At 60.8% G+C, this 21,776-nt stretch carries 5 protein-coding genes and 1 pseudogene; 2 read left to right on the top strand and 4 right to left on the bottom strand.

The features are described 5' to 3' along the window. Position 1: 1 nt before the first annotated feature. From ACJ69_RS06410 to ACJ69_RS06400, 3 genes and pseudogenes are all read right to left on the bottom strand, one after another. Positions 2 to 699 (bottom strand): IS1 family transposase gene (locus ACJ69_RS06410; protein ID WP_223274117.1). Its coding sequence is split into 2 segments (ribosomal slippage): positions 2 to 450 and positions 450 to 699, totalling 699 coding nucleotides; the frame shifts between segments, so codons are not numbered across the junction. 114 nt (positions 700 to 813) lie between these two features. Next, positions 814 to 17,166 (bottom strand): annotated as a pseudogene (locus ACJ69_RS06405) (Ig-like domain-containing protein); the annotation flags it as partial. Positions 17,167 to 17,287: 121 nt separating this feature from the next. Continuing rightward, positions 17,288 to 18,625: a TolC family outer membrane protein gene (locus tag ACJ69_RS06400; protein ID WP_059346703.1), complete on the bottom strand. Its 1,338-nt coding sequence runs from the start codon at positions 18,623 to 18,625 to the stop codon at positions 17,288 to 17,290. Positions 18,626 to 19,364: 739 nt separating this feature from the next. On the opposite strand from ACJ69_RS06400, the gene ACJ69_RS06395 reads away from it, so the two are divergent. After that, a complete protein-coding gene (locus ACJ69_RS06395) occupies positions 19,365 to 20,108 on the top strand; it encodes a DeoR/GlpR family DNA-binding transcription regulator (protein ID WP_059346702.1) in 744 nt (247 codons plus the stop codon). Between the two features lie 13 nt (positions 20,109 to 20,121). Continuing rightward, the gene (locus ACJ69_RS06390; protein WP_054830122.1) at positions 20,122 to 21,189 is read left to right on the top strand and encodes an oxidoreductase; all 1,068 of its coding nucleotides are present in this window, start codon (positions 20,122 to 20,124) and stop codon (positions 21,187 to 21,189) included. A gap of 45 nt (positions 21,190 to 21,234) precedes the next feature. On the opposite strand, the gene cybB is transcribed toward ACJ69_RS06390, so the two are convergent. Next, positions 21,235 to 21,765: a cytochrome b561 gene (gene cybB / locus ACJ69_RS06385; protein ID WP_059346701.1), complete on the bottom strand. Its 531-nt coding sequence runs from the start codon at positions 21,763 to 21,765 to the stop codon at positions 21,235 to 21,237. Between the last annotated feature and the right edge of the window lie 11 nt (positions 21,766 to 21,776).

Genomic DNA, 21,776 nt, shown 5'->3' with positions numbered 1-21,776 from the left:
CTTACTGATAGTGTTTTATGTTCAGATAATGCCCGATGACTTTGTCATGCAGCTCCACCGATTTTGAGAACGACAGTGACTTCCTGCCCAGCCTTGCCAGATGCTGCCTCAGATTCAGGTTATGCCGCTCAATGCGCTGCGTATATCGCTTGCTGATAACGTGCAGTTCTCCCTTCAGGCGTGATTCATACAGCGGCCAGCCATCCGTCATCCATACCACGACCTCAAAGGCCGACAGCAGGCCCAGAAGACGCTCCAGCGTGGCCAACGTGCGTTCACCGAATACGTGCGCCACAACCGTCCTCCGTATCCTGTCATACGCGTAAAACAACCAGCGCTGGCGTGATTTAGCGCCGACGTAACCCCACTGTTCGTCCATTTCCGCGCAAACAATGACGTCACTGCCCGGTTGTATGCGTGAGTTTACCGACTGCGGCCTGAGTTTTTTAAGTGTCGTAAAATCGTGTTGAGGCCAACGCCCATAATGCGTGCACTGGCGCGACATCCGACGCCATTCATGGCCATATCAATGATTTTCTGATGCGTACCGGGTTGAGAAGCGGTGTAAGTGAACTGTAGCTGCCATGTTTTACGGCAGTGAGAGCAGAGATAGCGCTGATGTCCGGCAGTACTTTTACCGTTACGCACCACGCCTTCAGTAGCTGAACAGGAGGGACAGCTGATAGAAACAGAAGCCACTGGAGCACCTCAAAAACACCATCATACACTAAATCAGTAAGTTGGCACCATTACCCCGTCGTTGTTCAGGTCGACGCCGGAGATTTCGCGTCCGGAATCGAACTGACCGTAGAAACCGCCTTCGCCACCGGTGCCGTCCGGCGACAGAACGCCGTTGTTGTTCACCAGGTAGGTCAGTGAGTCCATGCCGGCATCGCCGTACGCCAGATCCAGATAGCCATCGCCGGTTTTATCGTACGCAATCACGCCGCCGTACCAGATGGTGGTCCCCATCGCCAGCTGGCTGGCGTTATAGGTGCTGCCATCGTAGGTCCACATCACCTGCGTAGAGCCCGAGTAGGTGTTCTCCGTCGCGAAGATATCCTGCGTGCCGTTACGGTCAAAGTCGGCGGCGGTCTGGCTCACCACGTAGTAGCTACGGGTGTTGGTCAGCGTATTCCCGGCATAGGTCGAGCTATCGCTGCTGGAGTAGGACTGGCCGTTAGCAATGATGTTCCACAGACCGCTGCTGTTCATGCCGAGGGTCATGGTGGAGTTGTTGCTGTTCCCCGCCGTGGTTGCCCAGTCGGTATTCACCGAGGTGGTATCAATCACCAGGCTGCCGGTCGCCGTACCGGTGGTATTACCGTTACCCGCGCTGCTCTTCACCTGCGCCGTCACGCTGTAGCTCGACACGCTCAGCGCATCGCCGTCCGGGATCTGCAGATACCAGGTGTTGTGATCCGGGTCGACCACCACCGCGCCGCCGGTCTGGGAGGTGTAGGTTTTTCCGTTCACCGTTACCACCAGGTATTCACCGTTCACCAGGTCAGCGGAGACGGTACCGCTGACGATCGGCGTGGTGTCCGACGTGGTCTGCGCGGTAATCGCCGCCGTGGTGGTCGGGATGCTGGTATCAACGTTCAGCACAAAGCCGTCGGATTCCGTGTAGTTACCGGCCTTATCGGTGACGCGCACAATGTAGGTGTGGTTGCCGTCGCTCAGGCCGTTGTCCTGGAAGGACCAGCTTGCGCTGCCGTTCATGGTCACCTGGCCGAGCAGGACCCCGTCACGATAGAGCTGCACAATTTCACCGTCGTCCGGGGCGCGGTTAAGCGTACCGTTGATCAGCGGCGAGTTATCGTCCGTCGCTACCGCACTGCCAAAGGTGCCCTGACGCTCGCCTTCGCCGTCGGTATAGCTCACTACCGTGCCTACCGTGGTTGGCGGCGTGGTGTCCACCGTTACCACCTGAGAGGCGGTAGAGCCGACGTTGCCCGCCTGGTCGATAATCCGCACCTGGTAGGTGTAGTCTCCGTCAGGCAGATCGCGGGTATCGGTGTAGCTCCAGCGCTGGTTGGTGACCGTGGTATCGAGCCAGGTATTTCCGCCATCCAGGCTTATCTGTACGCGCTCGTCGTTTGCCAGCGCGCTGCCCAGCGAACCGTTGATGGTCAGCGTGGTGTCCATGGTGATGAAATCACTCCCGGACTGGCCGGTATCTTCGCTGATGCTGTCGATGGTGACGCCGTACTGCGGCGCCTGCGTATCCACCGTCACCGCCTGCGAGGTGGTGGCCCCGACGTTCCCCGCCTGGTCAACGACCCGCACCTGGTAGTTATGGCTGCCGTCGGTCAGGGTACGCGTGTCGCTGTAGCTCCACTGCGTACCGCTGACGGTGGCGTACACCCAGGTGCTGCCGCCGTCCATGCTCACCTGCACGAATTCACCCGCGCCAAGCTCTGCGCCGAGCGTTCCGTGCAGCGTGTACGAGGTCGAACTGGTCAGGAAGTCGTTATTGTCGAAGCCGGTATCCACGGTGATGTTATCCACGGTCACCGTAATCGCCGCGTCCGGGGCGACCGTATCGACGGTCACCTGCTGATGGGCGCTAGCCCCCACGTTGCCCGCCGCATCCACCACGCGAACGTAGTAGTCATAGGTCTGGTTACCCAGCGTGCGGCTATCGACGTAGTACCAGCTGTTGCCGGTGACGATCACGTTCTGCCAGGTGACGCCGCCGTCGATGCTGATCTGGGCATACTCGCCGTCGGCCAGCGTCGCGCCGAGCGAGCCGTGCAGCGTCAGGGACGTATCGTTAGTTACAAAGTCGCTGCCGCTCAGGCCGGTATCGTCGCTGATGCTGTCGAAGGCGATGGTTTTGCTCGCATCCGGCGCAACCGTATCAATGGTCACCACCTGGCTGGTGGTGGCGCTGATATTGCCCGCGTCGTCAATCACGCGCAGCTGGTAGTTATAATCCCCGTCGGCCAGCGTGCGGCCATCGACATAGGTCCAGCTCAGGCCGCTGACGCTCACATCGGTCCAGGTAACGCCGCCGTCAAGGCTAATCTGCGCGTGGTCGCCGCTGCCCAGCGCCGCGCCGAGCGTCCCTTTCAGGCTGATCTGGTTGTCGCTGGTGATAAAGTCGCTGCCGGACAGACCCGTATCCTGGGTGATGGAATCGACCGTAATCGTCGTTGCCACAGGCTTCGTCAGGTCAATCACCACGTCCTGGCTGTCCGTCGCCCCCACGTTGCCCGCGTTATCGATCACGCGCACCTGGTACTGATACGTACCGTCCGTCAGGGTGCGGCCATCGGTGTAGCGCCAGGTGGTGCCGGTCACGGTCAGGTCAATCCAGGTGTTACCGCCGTCGAGGCTGATCTGCGCCTTCTCGTTATTGCCGAGCTGCGCGCTCAGCGAGCCGTTGACCACCACCTGAGCGTCGTTGGTGATGAAATCACTCGCGCTGAGGCCGGTGTCGTTTTGCAGCGAATCAATGCTAATCCCCATCGACGGCGCGGTGAGATCCACGGTGACGCTGTGGTTATCGCTGCCGCTGTTGCCGATGGTGTTGCTGACCTGCGCATTAATGACGTACGAACCGCCGTCCGCCAGCGCGGTCACGTCTGCGCTGCCGACCGTATAGCTCCAGGTGCCGTCATTCTGAACGGTCGCCGTGTAGGTTTTACCGTTCAGCGTGATGGTCACCGTCTGGCCCGCCGGGGCGTCGGTGGTGCCGCTGACGACCAGCGGCGTACCGTGCTCGGCGGCGTTGACGATATCGTCCTGCGCAAAGGTGTTAATGGTGATGGTTGGGACATCGCCGTTCAGCGTCACGTCGTGCGTTGCGCTGCCCGGGTTGCCCGCCCTGTCGTTCACCGAAGCGGTGATGGTGTAATCCCCGTCGCTCAGGCCGAGGAAATCACGGCCCGGCACGAAGACCGACCACGAGCCGTCCGCCCCGACGGTCGCCTGATAGCTGTGCCCGTTAAAGGAGACGGTCACCGTCTGGCCCTGTTCCGCCGTGGTGGTGCCGCTGATGGTCTGACCCGCCAGCTGCTCCGCGTTGTTGACGATATCGTCATCGGCCACGGTGCTGATGGTTACGGCTGGCGCGACGGTATCAACCGTTAAGGTGTGCGTGGTCTGGCCGTTATTACCCGCTTTGTCGTTGACCGAGGCGGTCACCGTCAGCGCGCCCTGGCTCAGCGCGGCCAGATCGGCTGCCGGAACATCCAGCGTCCACGTCCCGTCGTTCGCGACGGTTGCGGTGTAGGATTTGCCGCCCAGCGTTACGGTGACGGTCTGACCCGCCTCCGCGCTGGAAGAGCCGCGCACGGTCAGCGGCTGCTGTGCTTCTGCCGCGTTCAGCATATCGTCAGCCGACAGCGTCGCAATGCTCACGACCGGCGCAGTGGTATCCACGCTGATGCCGTGGGTCGCCGACGCGCTGTTGCCCGCGCTGTCCTGCGCCGACACGGACACCTGATAGCTCGCGCCATCGGCCAGGGCGCCCACGTCTGCGGCCGGAACGGTGGTCGTCCAGCTGCCGTCGCTATGGATGGTGGCCGTATAGCTCTTGCCGTTCAGCGTCACGGTGACCTGCGTACCGCTGGCGAACTGGGCGCTGGAGCCGTTAATCACCAGGGACGAACCGGCTTCAGCCGCGTTGATGACGTCATCGCCGCTGAGGGTATTGATGGTCAGCGCCACGGAGGCCGTGTTCACTACCACATCGTGGGTCTGGGTGCTGCTGTTGCCCGCGCTGTCGGTAATCGTCGCGCTGAGGGTCACGGTGCCGTCGTTCAGCGCGGAAATCACGCTGGCCGGCACGCCCACGCTCCAGTTACCGCTGGCGTCAACGGTGGTGGTGTACTGGTTCGAACCGATGGTGATGACCAGCTTATCGCCGACGCTCGCGCCGGTTGCCGTGCCGCTGACGATCTGCGCCTGCCCGTGCTCCACGCTGTTGATGACGTCATCGCCCGCGACGGCGTTAAAGCTGACGGTCGGCGGCGTGGTATCAAGCGTAATCGCTTTGCCCGCGCTGCCCGGGTTACCCGCGGCGTCGCTCACGCTGACCTGCACGGTGTAGCCGTTATCCGCCAGCGCGGACAGGTCGGCGCCCGGCACGTTCACGCTCCAGATACCGCCCTGCTGCACCTGCGCGGTATAGCTCTTACCGCCCAGCGTCACGGTGACCGTCTGCCCGACTTCCGCCGTGGTGGTGCCGGAAATGGCCACGCCCGCAGCCGCTTCGCTGCCGTTAATCACGTTATCGCCAGCGACGGTATCGATGCTCACGGCTGGCGCGGTCGCATCCACGCTGTACTCGCGGCCCGCCGAGGCGCTGTTGCCGTGCGCGTTGGTGACGCTCACCTGCACGCTGGCATCGCCGTCCTTCAGGCCCGCGAGATCGGCGGAAGGCACGGTGGCCGTCCAGTTACCGTCGGCATCGACTTTCGTAGTGTACGTCTTGCCGCCGAAGGTGATGGTAACGGTCTGGTTTTCCTCCACGTTCGAGGTGCTGCCGGACAGCACCAGATCCGCGCCTTTCTCCGCCGCGTTAATCACGTCGTCGGTGGCAATCGCATCGATGCTGATAGCCACTGCTGACAGATCGACGGTCACGTCATGGCTGATGCTCACCGGGTTGCCCGCCGCGCTCTGGCCTGCAGCGGTCACGGTGACCGTGCCCGCTGCCAGGGCCCCGACGTCTGCCGCCGGGATCGCCGCGCTCCAGGTGCCGTCTGCCAGCACGGAGGCCGCATAGGTTTTGCCGTTGACGGTCACGGTGAGCGTGGTGCCTGCCGCCAGCCCGTCGCTGGAGCCGGTGACAATCAGATTCTGCCCGTGCTCGATGCTGTTGATCACATCGTCGCCCGCCACGGTATCAATGCGCAGACCCGGCAGGCTGGCGTCTATAACGATTTCGCGCTCGCCCGCGCCGGTATTGCCGTGGCCGTTGGTGACGGTCGCCGACACGGTCAAATCGCCGTTGCCCAGCGCGGTCAGGACGGATTCCGGCACGTTCACGGACCAGGTCAGATCGCTCTGCACCGTTGCGGTGTAGCTGTTGCCGCCAAGGGTGACGGTGACGGTATTGCCCGCTTCCGCGTTCGCTACCTTACCGCTGATGGTCTGACCCGCGGCCACTTCCGCCGCGTTGATGATGTTATCGCCCGCCACGGTATTGATGGTGACGGTCGGCAGCGCGGTGTCGACCAGCAGGGTCGCCGTATTGCTCACGCTGTTACCCACGCCGTTGGTCGCGGCGGCGTTCAGGGTGTAATTCGCTTCACCCAGCCCCGCCAGATCCGCAGCCGGAACGGTCAGGCTCCAGGTACCGTCCGCCGCCGTCGTGGCCGCGTAGTTTTTACCGTTCAGAGTCACGGTCACCACGGTGCCTTCCGCCAGGTTGGCGCTGGTGCCGCTGACGCTCAGGTCCTGACCTTTCTCCACCGCGTTCAGCACGTTGTCGCCGCTGATGGCGTTGAACGCCACGGACGGCAGGCCGGTATCGACGGTCACGTTATGCGTGCCGGTGCCGGTGTTGCCCGCCGCGTCAGTGACTGATGCAGTGACGGTTACGGTGCCGTCGCTGAGGCCGGAAATGACGCTGGCCGGCACGCCCACGCTCCAGTTACCCGCCGCGTCCAGCACGGTGGTGTAGGTCTGGCCGCCGATGGTGACGGTGACCTTATCGCCCGCTGCCGCGCCGGTGGCGGTGCCGCTAATGATGTGCGCCTGAGCGTGCTCAACGATGTTAATCACGTCGTCGCCCGCTACGGTGTTGATGGTTACCGCAGGAACGGTCACGTCGACCGTCAGAGTGTGATCAACCGACGCCGGGTTGCCCGCCTTGTCGCTGACGCTCGCCGTCACGGTGACGCTGCCGTCGCCGAGTGCCGCCAGATCCGCCGCCGGAACGCTCAGCGTCCAGCTGCCGTCCGCGCCTGCGGTTGTGGTGTAGTCTTTGCCGTTCAGCGTCACGGTCACGGTCTGGCCCGCTTCGGCGGTGGTGGTGCCGGACACGGTCAGATCGGACTGCGCTTCAGCGGCATTCAGAATATCGTCAGCCGCAAGGGTGTTGATGGTCACGGACGGCGCGGTCACATCCACGCTGTACTCGCGGCCCGCCGAGGCGCTGTTGCCGTTGACGTTGGTGACGCTCACCTGCACGCTGGCGTCGCCATCCTTGAGGTGTACCAGATCCTCAGACGGTACGGTGTAGGTCCAGTTGCCGCTGTCGTCTACTGTCGCGCTATAGATTTTGCCGTTCAGGCTGATGGTCACGGTCTGCCCGGCTTCCACGTTGGTGGTCGCACCGGACAGCACCAAATCCGCGCCCTTCTCCGCCGCGTTAATCACGTCGTCGGTAGCGATGGAATTGATGCTGACGGCAACGGTCGCCAGATCCACCGTCACGTCGTGGCTGATGGTAATCGGGTTGCCCGCAGAGCTGTCGCCGGTAACGCTGATTTTGACGGTGCCTTCCGGCCACGCGCTCACGTCGGTGGATGGGATCGCCGCGCTCCAGGTGCCGTCCGCCAGTACGGTCGCCGCATAGGTTTTGCCGTTGACGGTGACGGTCAGCGCCGTGCCCGCCGCCAGCCCGTCGCTGGAACCGGTGACGATCAGGTTCTGCGCGTGCTCGATGGTGTTGATCACGTCATCACCCGCGACGGTATCAATGCGCAGTCCCGGCAGGTTAGCGTCGATAGCGATCTCGCGCTCGCCGGTGCCGGTGTTGCCGTGGCCGTTGGTGACGGTCGCCGTCACGCTCAGGCTGCCGTTGCCCAGCGCGGTCAGCACGTCGGACGGCACGCTCACGGACCAGGTCAGATCGTTCTGCACCGTTGCGGTGTAGCTGTTGCCGCCAAGGGTGACGGTAACGGTATTGCCCGCTTCGGCATTCGCCACGGTGCCGCTCAGGGTCTGGCCTGCCGCCACTTCCGCCGCGTTGATGACGTTATCGCCCGCCACGGTGTTGATGGTGACGGTCGGCAGCGCGGTGTCGACCAGCAGGGTCGCCGTATTGCTCACGCTGTTGCCCACGCCGTTGGTGGCGGTCGCGTTCAGGGTATAGTTGGCCTGGCCGAGACCGGCCAGATCCGCTGCCGGAACCGTCAGGCTCCAGGTGCCGTCTGCCGCGGTCGTCGCCGTGTAGTTTTTACCGTTGAGGGTCACGGTCACCAAGGTGCCTTCCGCGAGGTTAGCGCTGGTGCCGCTGACGCTCAGGTCCTGACCTTTTTCTACCGCGTTCAGGACGTTGTCATCGCTGATGGCGTTGAAGGCCACCGATGGCAGGCCGGTATCGACGGTCACGTTATGCGTGCCGGTGCCGGTGTTGCCCGCCGCGTCGGTGACTGACGCAGTGACGGTCACGGTGCCGTCGCTGAGGCCGGAAATCACGTTCGCCGGTACGCCCACGCTCCAGTTCCCCGCCGCGTCCAGCACGGTGGTGTAGGTCTGCCCGCCAATCGTGACGGTGACCTTATCACCCGCTGCCGCGCCGGTGGCGGTGCCGCTGATGATTTGCGCCTGGCCGTGTTCTGCGATGTTAATGACGTCGTCGCCCGCTACGGTGTTGATGGTCACCGCAGGCGCGGTGATATCTACCGCCAGGTTGTGATCCACGGAGGCCGGGTTACCCGCTTTATCGCTGACCGATGCGGTGACGGTCACGCTGCCGTCGGTGAATCCAGCCAGATCCGCCGCCGGGACGTTCAGCGTCCAGCTGCCGTCCGCGCTGACGGTTGTGGTGTAGTCTTTACCGTTCAGCGATACGGTCACGGTCTGGCCCGCTTCAGCGGTGGTGGTGCCGGATACGGTCAGATCGGACTGCGCTTCAGCGGCGTTCAGAATGTCGTCGTTCGCCAGGGTATTGATAGTCACGGACGGTGCGGTCGCATCCACGCTGTACTCGCGGCCCGCCGAGGCGCTGTTGCCGTTAACGTTGGTGACGCTCACCTGCACGCTGGTGTCGCCGTCTTTCAGCCCCGCCAGATCCGCAGGCGGCACGGTAGCTGTCCATTTGCCGTCGGCGTCCACCGTCGCGGTGTAGCTCTTGCCGCCGAAGGTGATGGTGACGGTCTGGTTTTCCTCAACGTTCGAGGTTGTGCCGGAGAGCACCAGATCCGCGCCCTTCTCGGCCGCGTTAATCACGTCATCGGTGGCAACGGCGTCGATGCTGATGGCAACGCTCGCCAGATCCACCGTCACATCGTGGCTGATGGAAACCGGGTTACCGGCGCTGCTCTGGCCCGCAACGGTCACGGTAACCGTGCCTGCACTCAGTGCGCCAACGTCCGCCGCCGGGATCGCGGCGCTCCAGGTGCCGTCCGCCAGCACGGTCGCCGGATAGGTTTTGCCGTTTACGGTCACGGTCAGCGCCGCGCCCGCCGCCAGCCCGTCGCTGGTGCCGGTGATAATCAGGTTCTGTACGTGTTCGATGCTGTTGATCACGTCGTCACCCGCCACGGTATCCACGCGCAGGCCCGGCAGGTTAGCGTCTATCACGATTTCGCGCTCGCCCGTTCCGCTATTGCCCACGCCGTTCGTGACGCTGGCTGACACCGTCAAATCGCCGTTGCCCAGCGCGGTCAGCACGTCGGACGGCACGTTCACGGACCAGGTGAGATCGCTCTGCACCGTTGCGGTGTAGCTGTTACCGCCAATGGTCACGGTCACGGTGTTGCCCGCTTCGGCATTCACCACCTTACCGCTGATGGTCTGGCCGGCCGCCAGCTCCGCCGCGTTAATGACGTCGTCACCTGCAATGGTGTTGACGATCACGCCCGGCAGAACGGATTCCACGTTCACGGTGTGCGACGTGCTGGTATTGTTGCCGACGCTGTCCGTTGCCGATGCGGTAACGGTGTACAACGCTTCACCCAATGCGCCGACCTGTTCCGCCGGAACGGTAGTCGTCCATTTTCCGTTATCGTCCACCTGCGCGCTGTACGCTTTGCCGTTCAGCATCACGGTCACCACCGCGCCTGTCGCCAGGCCGGAAGCCGTACCGGAGATCGTCAGATCCTGGGTTTTCTCGGCATTGTTGATCACATCGTCACCGGAAACGGTGTCAATGGTCAGCACCGGCGCGGTCAGGTTCACCTCCACGCCGTGCGTGGCGCTGTTGCTGTTGCCCGCTTTATCGGTCAGCGCCGCGGTAATGGTGTAATCCCCTGCGGCCAGCGCGGTCACGTCCGCCGCAGGCACGCCCACGCTCCAGTTGCCTGAGGCATCCAGGGTGGCGGTGTACGATTTGCCGTTGAGGGTGACGGTGACCACGTCGCCCGCCGCCGCGCCGGTCACGGAACCCGTGACAATCAGTGCCTGCGCATGCTCGGTGCTGTTGATCACGTCGTCGTCGGAAACGGTGTTAATGGTCAGCTGCGGGACGGTGGTATCCACCAGCACGTCGCGATCCGCAGAGGCCGAGTTGCCCGCCTTATCAGACACGGCGGCGCTGATGGTGTAGTTGCCGTCGGTAATGCCGCTCAGATCCGCGGACGGCACGGTCACGCTCCAGCTGCCGTTCGCCTGCACGGTGGTGGTGTAGTCCACGCCGTTCAGCGTCACGGTGACGGTCTGGCCCGCTTCGGCGTTGGTCACGCCGTTAACGACCAGATCCTGCTGCGCTTCAGCAGCATTGATGATGTTGTTCTCGCTGACAATTTCAATAGACACCGTCGGCGCGGTGGCGTCCACGCTGTACTCGCGGCCCGCGGACGCGCTGTTGCCGTTGACGTTGGTGACGCTCACCTGCACGCTGGCATCGCCGTCCTTCAGGCTGCCCAAATCGGCGGACGGTACGGTCGCCGTCCAGTTGCCGCTGGCATCGACCGTCGCGGTGTACGATTTGCCGCCGAAGGTGATGGTGACGGTCTGGTTTTCTTCCACGTTGGAGGTAGAGCCGGAAAGCACCAGGTCCGCGCCTTTCTCAGCCGCGTTGATTACGTCGTCCGAGGCAATCGGGTTAATGCTGATGGCGACTGTAGCCAGATCCACCTTCACCTCATGGCTGATGGAAACCGGATTGCCCGCCGCGCTCTGGCCGTCCACGGTCACGGTGACCGTGCCCGCATTCAGCGCGCTGACGTCTGCCGCCGGAATGGCGGCCGTCCAGGTGCCGTCAGCCAGCACGGTTGCGGCGTAGGTTTTACCGTTGACGGTCACCGTTAACGCCGCGCCCGTTGCCAGGCCTTCGCTGGAGCCGGTGATAATCAGGTTCTGAGCGTGCTCAATGCTGTTGATGACATCGTCGCCCGCCACGGTATCGACGCGCAGGCCCGGCAGGTTGGCATCAATGGTGATGTCGCGCTCGCCGGTGCCGGTGTTGCCGTGGCCGTTGGTGACGCTGGCTAACACGGTCAGATCGCCGTTACCGATGGCGGTTAAGACCGTGGACGGCACGTTGACCGACCAGCTCAGATCGTCCTGAACCGTCGCGGTCCAGGTATTGCCGCCGATTGAAATCGTGACAGTGTCACCGCTCACCGCGCCGCTCACTTTGCCGCTCAGAGTCTGCCCGGCAGCCACTTCCGCTGCGTTAATGACATCGTCCGTGGCGACAGGGTTGATGGTGACCTGCGGCAGCGCGCTGTCAACCAGCACGCTGTGGCCGGTGCTTGCGCTGTTGCCCGCCGCGTCGGTTACGCTCGCCGTCACCACGTAGCTTGCTTCGCCCAGCGCGGAGACGTTTGCCGCCGGAACGGTGATGCTCCAGCTGCCGCTGGCGTCGGTGGTGGCCGTATAGCTGATACCGTTCAGGGTCACCGTAATGGTGGTCCCGTCCGGCTGGTTGCTGGTGCCGGACACCAGCAGATCCTGGCCTTTCTCGGTCGCGTTGATCACGTCGTCAATCGCCAGGGTGTTGATGGCTACCACCGGCGCGGTCAGAGAGACGTCAAACTCGTGCGTCGCGGTGGTGCTGTTACCGGCTTTATCGGTAAGTGTCGCGGAGATGGTCTGTTCGCCGTTAACCAGCGCGCCCACGTCCGCCGCCGGAACGCCCACGCTCCAGCAGCCGGACGCGTCCAGCATGGCGGTGTAGTCTTTGCCGTTCAGGGTCACGGTAATCACGTCACCCGCCTGCGCGCCCGTGACCTTACCGGAGACGATCAGCGCCTGGCCGTGCTCGGCAATATTAACGACGTCGTCGCCCGCGACGATGTTGAACGAAATCTGCGGTACGGTGGTGTCGACCAGCACCGAGGAGCCCGCGCTGGCCGGGTTGCCTGCCTTATCGGACACGGTCGCCGTGACCGCCGCGCTGCCGTCGGTTATGCCAGCCATGTCCGCCGCCGGAACGTCGAGCGTCCAGCTGCCGTCCGCCTGCACCTGCGCGGTGTACTGATTGCCGTTGAAGGTCACGGTGACCGTCTGGCCCGCTTCGGCAGTAGAGGTGCCGCTCAGGGTCAGATCCTGCGCCGCCTCTGCCGCGTTCAGCATATTGTCACTGCTGATGGTGTTGATGGTCACCGTCGGCGCTGTGGTATCGACGCTGAATTCCTGCGCCGAAGACGCCGCGTTGCCGTTCACGTTGGTGACGGTTACCTGCACGCTTGCGTCACCGTCTTTCAGGCCGCTCAGATCGGCTGCCGGAACGGTCCAGGTCCAGTCGCCGTTGGCATCCACCGTGGTGGTATAGGTTTTACCTGCGAAGGTGATGGTAACGGTCTGACCCGCTTCCACGTTGGAGGTGGTGCCGGAAAGCACCAGGTCCTGACCTTTTTCCGCCGCGTTGAGCACGTTATCGTCGGTCACGCTGCTGATGGTGATGGCAACAGGCGCGAGATCGACGTCCACGACGGTGCCGATGGTCACCGGGTTGCCGGAAGCATCCTGCGCGCTGGCCTTGATATCCAGCGAACCGTCCGCCCACTGGGACACGTCGGCCGCCGGTACCGCCGCCTGCCAGGTGCCGTCCGCCAGTACCGTTGCCGAATAGGTTTTGCCGTTGATGGTCAGGGTCACGGTGCTGCCCGCCGCCAGATCGGTGCTGGTGCCGGACACAATCAGGTTCTGAGCGTGTTCAATCACGTTGATCACGTCGTCACCCGCCACGGTATCAATACGCAGTCCCGGGATCTGGGCGTCGATGGTGAAGTCGTGAGAAGAAGAGCCGGTATTGCCGTGCGCGTTGGTCACGCTGGCGGAGACGGTGAGGTCGCCGTTGCCGAGCGCGGTAAGCTGGCTCTCGCTTAACGGCAGGCTCCAGGTGAGATCGTCCTGCACGGTAGCGGTGTACGTCTGGCCGCCAAGGATAATAGTGACAGTGTCACCTGAAGCCGCGTTCGTCACCTTACCGGTCAGGGTTTGCCCTGCCGCCACTTCCGCTGCGTTAACGATATTGTCGCCCGCCAGGGTGTTAATCGTCACCACCGGCAGCGAGCTGTCCACCAGCACATCGTGCGTGGTTGAGGCGCTGTTGCCTACGCTATCCGTGACGCTCGCCGTCACGGTGTAATGGGCTTCTCCCAGCGCGCTGACGGCCGAGGCCGGTACGGTCACGCTCCAGTTTCCGCTGGCGTCAGCGGTGGCCGTGTACTGAATCCCGTTCAGGATCACCGTAATGGTCGTGCCTTCCGGCTGGTTGCTGGTGCCGGAGAGAAGCAGATCTTCGCCCTTCTCGGTCGCGTTGATCACGTCGTCCGCCGCCAGCGTGTTGATACCGATGACAGGCATCACGGTATTCACCACCACATCCAGCGAACTGCTTCCGGTGTTGCCGGACCTGTCGGTCACGGAGACGTCGATTGTCCAGGTGCCGTCAGTCAGCCCCTGCACGACGGACGCCGGCAGGCCAAGGCTCCAGTTACCCGCCGCATCCACCACGGTGGTGTAGTCGACGCTGTTAATGGTGATGGTGACCAGGTCGCCCGCTGCCGCACCGGTGACGGAGCCGCTCAGGATTTGCGCCTGTGAATGGGCGAGCTGGTTAACGGTGTTGGTGTCGGTGACAAAGTCGTTAATGGTCACCTGCGGTACGGTTGCGTCCACCAGACCCACGCGGTCCGAGCTGCTGGCGTTGCCCGCCACGTCGCTCACGGTGGCCGTCACGGTCACAATGCCGTCCGTCAGGGCACCCACGTCAGCCGCAGGCACGCTCAGCTGCCACGTGCCGTCCGCCTGAACCGTGGTCTGATACGTTTTGCCGTTCAGCGTGACGGTGACCGTCTGGCCCGCTTCCGCAGTGCTGGTACCGCTTAAGGCTAAATCCTGCTGCGCTTCAGCCGCATTGATAATGTTGTCGGCGGTCAGGTTATCGAGCGTAATCGCCGGTGGCTGCGTATCCACCGTGACCACGCGCGCGGCGTCCGCGCTGTTGCCGTTGACGTTAGTGACGCTTACGCTCACCTGCGCGCGCCCGTCGATCAGGGTTTCCATCGCGCTGGCCGGTACGGTCAGGCTCCAGGAGCCATCCTGCTGCACCTGCGCGGTGAAGGTCTGGTCGGCGAATTTCACCACCACGGTCTGCCCCGCCTCCACGCCCTGCGTCTGGCCGGAAAGGGTTAAATCACCGCCTTTTTCTGCCGCATTGAGCAGATCGTCGCCGGAGACGGTATCAATGGTGACCGCCACGGCGTTCAGATCGAGTTCAATCGGGTGTTCAGCCGAAACGGGATTGCCCCAGGCATCTACCGCACTGACGCTAACCGTCATGCCGCCAGCCGTCCAGGCCTGCAGGTCCGCCGCCGGAACGCCGATCTGCCAGCTGCTGCTGGCGTTAACCGCGGTGACGTACTCAACGTTGTTGATGGTGACGATAATCTGCGTGCCCGCGGCCAGATGGCTGCTGGAGCCGGTGACGCTCAAATCCTGCTGCTGTTCGATGGCGTTGATCACGTCATCGCCGGAAATGGTGTTCACGCGCAGGCCCGGCAGCTCCGCGTTGATGTTGATATCACGCTCGCCGGTGCCGGTATTGCCGTGCGCGTTGGTGACGGACGCGGTGAAGGTTAAATCCCCGTCACCGAACGCCTGAAGATCCGCTGACGGGATTTTCACGCTCCAGGTCAGGTCGCTGCCAACCGTTGCGGTGTAGCTCTTGCCGCCTGCGGTGATGGAGACGGTATCGCCCGCCGCCGCGCCGGTAACGCGACCGCTGAGGGTTTGATCGACGCCCGCTTCGGCGTTATTGACCAGGTTGTCGCCCGCAAACGTATTGATAATGACCTGCGGAAGGACGGTATCCACCAGCAGATTTGCTTCGGCAGAACCGCTGTTACCCACGCTGTCGGTACCGCTGACGCTGACGGTGTAAAGCGTGTTCGCCAGATTCAGGACGTCGGAAACCGGCACCTGGACCGCCCAGATACCGTTTTCTACGGTGGCCTGATAACTGACGTTGTTCAGCGTCACGGTGACGGTGGTGCCGTCCGGCAGGTTGCTGGTGCCGGTCAGGCTCAGCGGCTGCATCGCCTCCTGGGCATTCAGGACGTTATCCTGGCTGATGGCATCAATCGTAAATTCCGGCGGGTGTCCGCTCAGCGTAATGCCGTGCGTGGCGCTGCCGGTGTTGCCTGCCGCGTCAGTGACGGAAACCGAAAGCGTGTGGTTGCCTTCACCCAGCGCGCCCAGCACGGACGCCGGAACGCCGACGCTCCAGCTGCCGTCCGCCAGCACCACGCCGGTGAAGGTCTGGCCGCCAAGAGTCACGGTGACCACATCGCCCGCGGCGGCACCGCTCGCCTGGCCGGAAATAATGTGCGCCTGGCCCTGCTCGCTGATGTTGAGGATATCGTCGCCCGCCACGGTATGGATGGTGACGACCGGCGCGGCGGTATCCACCGTGAATTCTGCCGTTACGGACGAGCCGTTGCCCGCTTTGTCGCTCACGTTAACCGTCAGGGTGTGGTTACCCTCATTGAGCGCCTGCACGTCGCTCGCGGCAAGCGTGACGGACCAGGTGCCGTCGCTGCCCACCGTGGCGTTATAGTTTTTACCGTTCAGGGTGACCGTGACGATCTGACCGGCTTCCGCATTCGTTTTACCGGTCAGGGTCAGCGGCTGATTGTGCTCAGCGGCATTAATGATGTTGTCCTGCGCGAGAGTATCGACAGAGAGGGTTGGCGCGGTGGTATCCACTCCAATCGTCTGGCTTCCGCTGACGGTGTTACCCGCCGCGTCTTTACCGCTCACGTTAACCGTCCAGGTACCGTCGCCCAGCGCCTGCGCGTCTGCCGCAGGTACGTTGACGCTCCACGCGCCGTCTGCCCCGACTTCAGCCGCGTAGGTTTTGCCGTTCAGCGTCACGGTGAGTTCGGTACCCTGCGCCAGGTTTTTGCTGGCACCGGAAAGCGTAAAGCCCGCAGATTGCTCGCTGGCGTTCAGCACGTTATCGCCCGCCGTGGTGGCCAGCGTAATGGCGGCATCGGCGGTAGAGACCGTCACGGTGATACTGCCCGCAGAGGTGGTTTTACTGCCGTCGATCTGCACGACCGACCAGGTGTGCTCCCCGTCCGTCTGGGTCGGTAATATTACCGTCCACGTGCCGTCTGTACCGACCATGGTGCTGGCAATGGTGCTGCCGCTGCTGTCTTTGATCTGGATGGTCGCGCCCGGCTGACCGGTGCCGCTAAAGGTTGGGTTGATGTCGTCCGTGATCTCGTTTGCGCTCAGCACGCCCTGCTTGTCACCCGCTTTATCCGACAGCAGGAAGGTCGGCGTGGCGCTTTCAACTTCTTTTGTATTATCAATGACTTTTGTTTTAGTTTCGCCGTCACCGCCGTTTGCCAGCAGTGCCCCGATGGCACCGCCGCCTAACGCAGCCCCCGCAATCCAGCCCCACGGCGCGTCGCTTAAAACGCTTTCCTGCTCGAGGAAAGGTTGAATGCTGCTAATCGGTGTGGCCTGCGCGGTTAACTCGGTCACCGCAACGCCTGACGCTTCCCCGGCATCGGCAAAAGAAATATGTGTCAGTTCCTGACGGTCGTTGAACACCAGCTCTGACTGATTTTGCGTTTCAGGATCTTCAACAAAATAGTTATTGCAGCGAATAACGCTGCCATCTTTCATATAAATGAGGAGGTCTTTCCCCTGACGGACATAACGCGCCACATCCTGAGCAGAGCCCTGAATTTCAATCACGCTCGGCGATGAAATAGAGACCGACAGATTTCCTTCGCCGGTAAATTTGGTTTTCTCCGCCGTTTTGCGAATGATGACATCAACAACTTTTATGTTACTCATATTCTTCTCCTTGCAGGTGTACGGATTCCTGTGGATATGTCCACCAGACGGATGTAGCTATCCCTGGGAAAAAACACCCATTATTTTCAGTCTTACTTTGCGCAACACTGCGCGTCTTTTATTAACTCAAGTCGGGTAATTTTGCGGCAGCGTTTTTCTCTATTCCAATAAGCGGCATTAAATTATCAACCGCGGAAGCATAATTAATTGCCGAACTCCAGCCGTCATACTCAGCGATTATTTTCGCTGAGGTGGCCTGCCAGACATCCTGCTCAACGCTGAGCAGATCGTTAATGCTCCGCTTGCTCAGGGTGTATTCATTTTTATAAACATCCCGGGCGCGCAGCGCATTTTCCAGCTGCTGCTTTCCGGCCTCCATTCTTCCCCGTGCGCCGGTCCAGTCAGCCTGCGCGACGGAGGCTTTTTGCAGTACATCGAAACGCGCCTGATCGACCTGAGAGGAGGCCATGGCCCGTGCGCCTTCCGCCTGCCGAACGCGAGCTGAAACCGCGCCCCCCTGATACAGCGGTGCGTCGATATTGAGCTGTATCTGGTCGTCCCAGTAGGAACGGTTGTCCGATTCGTAACGGGTGCGCCCCCCCTTCAGGCTTAACGTCGGCCAGTGCTGGGACTTCGCCGTTTCCACGCCATACTGAGCCGAACGTTCCATGTTCTGCGCGGCCATCACCGCCGGTATCAGGGAATAATCGATGCGGTTGAGCGAGTCCGGCTCCACGGCAAGATTCGCGGGCATCGGCGAATAAGCCTCTGCCTGCATTCCGGTTAATACCGCAAGCCTGGCGCGCGCGCTGTTTAAGGCGGCGTGATACTGCGCGACCGTCGCCTGCATGCCGGCAATGCGCGTGCGGGTCTGAAGCTCATCGGAGGTGGAACTCACGCCCGCGTCTGCGCGCAGCTTTGCCAGCTGCTCGACGTTTTTGAGCGCCTGTACGTTTTCGATTGCCGCCTGCAGCAGATCGGAATAGCGTTTGACCTCGACATAGCTCAGCGCCGTTTTTTCCGCCACGTCCGAAAGCGTGCCCATCAGCTGATAGCGGTAGCTATCGCGCTGGGCGGAGGACTGGCTGATACTGTTATTGGTCTTGCCAAAATCGTACAGCAGCTGCGTCAGGCTCAGCCCCCAGGCGGCTGAATTCTTCAGCGACCCGCTGGAATCGGTGGTCTGGCTGTGTCCCGTACTCCCGTTCAATGATATTTGCGGCATCCAGCCGCTGCGCGCTTCATCTATTTGTGCCTGGCCAATACCTAATTGCGCGGCCTGCTGGCTAATTGACGGATCGCGATCGATTGCAAAAAGAATACTTTCTTTTAAGGTTGTGGTTGCCACCGGGGCAATACCTACCTGATTACTATTGGCGAAAGCCGTATTTATGGCTAATGAAATGAATGCCAGTGCTGCTGTAAATCGGCGTAACATAGGCTTTCGTAATATCGTCATGTTATCTCCCTGACTCTGAGTGATACTCAAGCAAATACCCAAAAAGAGGTATAGATAATTAGACAAATATCTTATTTAGCTACCTTGCTGAATTTAAGGTAATACTCCCCATACCCATTTCTATTGGAGATGAGATCTGCCTGCGTTTTATTTCAATTAAGAATTTACTTATTTCTTAAACTGGTTAGCAGCATAACAAAATGCGTTATAGCCCACTACACCCACAATGTTAATGTGGTGTTACAATTAAGAAAAAATATGGGGTTTCTGGACAAAACCCTAAAAGTGTCCTTTCAGATGAAACATATAAACCCTCTGTTATCTAAGGAAAATTCTGAATTCTTTCCATGCACATTTTTGCGTTAATTTCAGAGCGAGTCAGACACAAAGATTTTCAAAGAAGTGTCAGTTTTAGTAACCCGAGGGGTTTGATTGGAATTAAAAACCATTAAAAAACTAATGTAAGCAATTAAGTTCCGCGCAGGATGAAAATATCAGATTTTAAATCCACATAAGAGTAAAGCACTGGTTACATAATCCAAATCGTTAAATAAAACATAACAATAACATTGTGATTAACATTCAAAACGGCTTCCTTATACCTGCTTAATAAAATTTTAATAATCACCCATGTGAATCATCACGCCGATGCACATCGTCATGACCACAATCCCCTTCTCTCTGCGTCAAAATGCTGTATTATGCAAACTATTGCGACATTTTGCAGGAATTTGCTCCCATGCACAAAACCGCTCGTCAACGCTATGTCCTGGATATCCTCAGCGAGCAAGGCCAGGCCAGCATCGCTGAACTGGCCGAAAAGCTGCAGGTTTCAGCGGATACTATCCGTCGGGATCTGACCGATCTTGAAAACCAGGGCCTTGCGCAGAAGAACCACGGCGGAGCCATTGCGCTCAACCTCTCCGCCATGAACCGTCAGGGCCGCAACACGCTGCTGCCGGAGACCAAACAGCGCCTGGGTAAACAGGTTGCGCAGCAGGTTCCACCGGGCTCCACCCTGTTTCTGGATGCCGGAAGCACGGTGATGGCCGTCGCCACCTTTCTTCAGGGGCCGCTCACCGTCGTTACTCCCTCGCTGGATATCGCCCAGCATTTTAGCGACCGGGAAGACGTTGAGCTGATCCTGCTCGGCGGGAAATGGGACCACAAGCAGCGACTGTTTGCCGGCAGCGCCACGCTGTCCTTGCTGTCCCGTTATCGGGCGGATATCGCCATTCTTGGGGCGTGCGCCATTCATGCCGAGCTCGGGTTGAGCGCAGGTAAAGAAGCGGATGCCGAGGTTAAACGCGCGATGCTCGACGCAAGCCAGGCGCACTGGATTGTCGCCGACCACCTGAAAATTAACCGCTGCGAGCCGTATCTGGTTTCCGGGTTATCCAGCATTCAACAACTCTTTTTAGATCGTCCCTGGCCTGAGCTTGGGGACCATAGCGCACTGCAGGTTACGGTGTGCGCGAATTAACGTGGAGAAGGTCATGAGTAAAGTTCAAACAATCAACATTGCGCTGATCGGGTATGGATTTGTCGGTAAAACCTTCCATGCCCCGCTGATCCAGTCTGTGGACGGGATTAAGCTGGCCGTGGTCTCTTCTCGTGATGAAGAGAAAGTTAAACGCGATCTGCCGGACGTACAGGTGGTGGCGACATCGGAAGAGGCTATTCAGCATCCTGATATCGATCTGGTGGTGATTGCCTCCCCCAACGCCACGCACGCCCCGCTGGCGACGCTGGCCCTGAACTCGGGTAAGCACGTGGTCGTGGATAAGCCTTTTACCCTCGACATGCAGGAAGCCCGCGACCTGATTGCGCTGGCGGATGAAAAGCAGCTGCTGCTCTCCGTCTTTCACAACCGCCGCTGGGACAGCGATTTCCTCGGCATTAAGCAGATTATCGAGCAAGGCACGCTCGGCAAGGTTAAACACCTGGAATCGCACATTGACCGCTTCCGCCCGGAAGTGCGCGTGCGCTGGCGCGAGCAGAACGTCCCCGGGAGCGGTCTGTGGTTTGACCTGGGCCCTCACCTGATTGACCAGACGCTACAGCTCTTTGGCCTGCCGGAGTCGGTTCAGGGGAATATCGCGACGCTGCGCGACGGCGCAGAAATTAACGACTGGGCGCACGTGGTTTTAAACTACCCGGAGCATAAGGTCATTCTGCACGCCAGCATGCTGGTTGCTGGCGGTACGGCACGCTTTACCGTCCACGGGGACAAGGGCAGCGTGGTGAAAGCCAGAATCGACCAGCAGGAAGCACAGCTGCTCGCAGGGGTGATCCCGGGCAGTGAAACCTGGGGCGAAGACGGCGACAGCATGGTGTTCTTTGGGGCCGACGGCGCACCGCAGACGATTCCTACCCCGAAAGGCGATCAGCGCCAGTATTACGTCAACGTACGCGATGCGCTGCTCGGGAAAATCACCAATCCTGTCCACCCTGTTGAAGCACTGGCGGTCATGGCCGTGCTGGAAGCGGCGGTGAAGTCGTCGGAGACGGGGTCAAGGCAGGCGCTGGCGTTAACTGCCGAAGAGCGTGCGCTGCTGGGTTAAAAAACAAGCCGGGTGGCGCTGCGCTTACCCGGCAAGAGTTAAAGACTACTGACGCTTTTTCGGCATCATGCGCAGAAGAGTATTATCTTTCCAGAAATAGTGATGCATCAGCGCCGCCACCGCGTGCAGGCCAATCACAAAATAGCCCAGGTTCGCCAGCGTCTCGTGCCATTCTTTCAGCACATCAACCAGATCAAAATTTGACTCCGCCGCATGCGGCATCACCATGCCAAACGCAAACCAGTCGCTGCCCCGGTTATACATCATCACAATGCCAATCAGCGGCAGCGCAATAAACAGCAGATACACCACCAGGTGCCCCAGATGGGACATCCCCGTCACCATCGCTTTTGGCTTTGGCTGAATCGGCGGCGCGCGGAATTTCAGGCGAACCAGCAGACGCGTCACCATCAGCACCAGGATACTGATACCGCACGAGACGTGGATCATATTGATCGCTGGACGCGCGGTGCGCGGGAAGAAACCTTTGAACTCCATGGCGCAGTAGGCGACGATGATTAACAGAAACACCAGCCAGTGGATGCCGATTTGCAGGCTTGTATATTTAGTGCGCATGTGATTTCCCG

Source organism: Enterobacter asburiae (assembly GCF_001521715.1).
GTDB classification, from domain to species: Bacteria; Pseudomonadota; Gammaproteobacteria; order Enterobacterales; family Enterobacteriaceae; genus Enterobacter; species Enterobacter asburiae.
Note: the sequence above shows the minus strand (reverse complement) of the source record. Positions and strands in the feature narration are given on the sequence as shown.

Bases quoted from the DNA above. Each gene is read 5' to 3' on its own strand.
- ACJ69_RS06400 (WP_059346703.1), bottom strand. From the start codon at position 18,625: ATGACGATATTACGAAAGCCTATGTTACGCCGATTTACAGCAGCACTG.
- ACJ69_RS06395 (WP_059346702.1), top strand. From the start codon at position 19,365: ATGCACAAAACCGCTCGTCAACGCTATGTCCTGGATATCCTCAGCGAG.
- ACJ69_RS06390 (WP_054830122.1), top strand. From the start codon at position 20,122: ATGAGTAAAGTTCAAACAATCAACATTGCGCTGATCGGGTATGGATTT.
- cybB (WP_059346701.1), bottom strand. From the start codon at position 21,765: ATGCGCACTAAATATACAAGCCTGCAAATCGGCATCCACTGGCTGGTG.